A 2,145-nucleotide genomic window follows, 5' to 3' on the forward strand; every position below is an offset into this window, starting at 1 on the left:
CACGTCCCCTCGTCGTGCCAGTCGAACGGCACCGCACCCGAACGCGACCCCACCCGCACCCCGTACCCCAGGGCCGTCAGCCGGTCCGCCACCCGACGACCCGTCTTCCCCGTCCCACCGACCACCAGCACGACACCGGACTCGACCGCGAGATCCACCACACCAGCCATCACAATCACCCTCACTCGGAGTAGGAGCCTGTTCGGATCGGCGGACCCGCCGGTCTTCGTGAACCCTGCGCGTCCGTCCTTGTGCTCACCAGTCAAGGCCACTCCGGGCCGGCGAACCATAGCCTCCGCACTCAGTTCCATGCGCGAGCGTCTACACCCCCGCCGCGCCCCCTCCGCCCTCCACCAGAACACACCCAAGCCGCCACGAACCACCCGTCTCGACCCCTCCTCCAGCAGCCCTTGAGCATCCGGCCGGACACTCCGCCGGAGTGGGCCCGGGTGGTGGCGATCGGTTGAGCACCCGGAGCCGGGCGGGGGCGCTGCCGGGGGGCGGCTCAGCGGAAGGCGGCGATGTTCTCGGAGACCCAGCGGTGGAAGGGCCTGGCGGGGGATCCGGTGACCGCTTCGACGGTGTCGCGCACCTCCAGCAGCTCGTCGTTGACGTCGCCGCCCGTCACGTCCAGCACCGCGTCCGCGGCCTCGGCCCCCAGGAGCGCGGACAGTTCCCGGTGGGCCTCCGCGCGGCCGGTCTCCGCGACGGGCACCTCCCGCCCCAGGGCCGCCGCGACGGCCTCCAGCTGCTGCCGGGCCGTCACCCGCCGCGGGCCGGTCAGCGCGTAGGTCCGTCCCCGGTGGCCGGGTTCGGTGAGCGCCACGCGCGCCACGGCCGCGATGTCCGCGGGGTGGACGGTGGGCAGCCCGGTGTCCGCGTACGGCACGCGGACCGTCCGGCGCTCGCGGATCGCCGCCGCCCACCACAGGGCGTTCGAGGCGAACTGCGTCGGCCGGAGCACCGTCCACGCCATGCCGCTGTCCATGAGCAGCCGCTCGACGGCGGCGTTCTCGCGGGCGGGGCCCAGGTGCGGATGCGTCTGGACGGTGATGGACGACACCAGCACCACGTGCTCGACACCCGACCGGCGGGCGGCGGCGAGGATCTCGGCGTCGGAGCCGATCCGCGACACCAGGAACAGCGAGCGCACCCCGTCGAGGGCTGACGCCAGGGCGGCCGGGTCGGCGAAGTCGCCTTCGCGCACCTTCACCCCCTCGGGGAACCGGGCCCGGGCGGCGTCACGGGTGAGGGCTCGGAGGGGACCCGCTCCGTGCGCCCGCAGGTCCTCCAGCAGGGCGCGTCCGATGTTCCCGGTGGCTCCGGTCACAAGAATCATCTGCCTTCTCCTGTCATCTGACGACTGATCGGAGGGAAGGCTAGGAATTCAAGCCGACTTGAGGTCAAGCAGATCGCCAAGGAAGCACCCGGAAGCAGCCGCACGAGGTCCTGAGCCTGCCCACCGAACGCGACCGCGCACGGCGCACCCGCGATGTCGCGACGGCCCGGCTACGGCAGGTCCGGTAGGAGGCGGACGAGACCGGTCGGGCATGATGCCTCGGTGTTCTACGAAGATCTGACCGAGTACACCTACAACGCCAAGGACTATTTCGACGAGCCGGAGCCCGGGTTCCGCGCCCTCTGGTACCGCCCCGCCTACACCCGGTTGAACGTCGGCTGGCTGGAGGCCGGCCAGCCCTATCCGACCGGGAAGGTCCCCGCCGAGTTCACGGCGAAGCTGAAGGCCGTCCAACAGGTGCAGTGGATGAACGTCTGCCTCGGGCTGCACGACTGCGACCTGTGCCCGCCGGGCGGCGAGTACCCGGAGGGCAACGGCGAGATCCGGATCCCGGGCGCGCCGCCGATCGCCTATGCGGCACCGTTCCTGATCACCCACTACATCACCGCGCACGACTACCGGCCGCCGACCGAGTTCATCGACGCCGTCATGGCGGTCGACCTCGACGCCTGGGCGGCGGCACAGTGGCCCGAGGTGCCCTTCCCGTGGGTGCCGGAGGAAGGGGTCGAGTGGCTGCTGGAGTAGCAGCGCCGCGGGCGGAGACGCCGTTGCCGAGGAAGACGTCGTCGACGGAGAGGCCGTGCAGCCCGCGGTCCTCGTAGTGCATGACCACCGCGCGGCGGGCG

The 2,145-nt window shown here is 71.9% G+C and carries 2 protein-coding genes; one reads left to right on the forward strand and one right to left on the reverse strand.

Annotated features, from left to right (window positions below; all coding sequences use genetic code 11):
• Positions 1-505: 505 nt before the first annotated feature.
• Positions 506-1,339 (reverse strand): NAD(P)H-binding protein, encoded by an 834-nt coding sequence (locus tag ACFY4B_RS12725; protein ID WP_387967670.1) that lies wholly within the window; start codon positions 1,337-1,339, stop codon positions 506-508.
• Positions 1,340-1,561: 222 nt separating this feature from the next.
• On the opposite strand from ACFY4B_RS12725, the gene ACFY4B_RS12730 reads away from it, so the two are divergent.
• Positions 1,562-2,044, forward strand: a complete 483-nt coding sequence (locus ACFY4B_RS12730) for a hypothetical protein (RefSeq protein WP_387967672.1) — start codon at positions 1,562-1,564, stop codon at positions 2,042-2,044.
• Positions 2,045-2,145 lie beyond the last annotated feature (101 nt).

Origin of the sequence: Kitasatospora sp. NPDC001261 (genome assembly GCF_042896795.1) — a bacterium.
Classification (GTDB): domain Bacteria; phylum Actinomycetota; class Actinomycetes; order Streptomycetales; family Streptomycetaceae; genus Kitasatospora.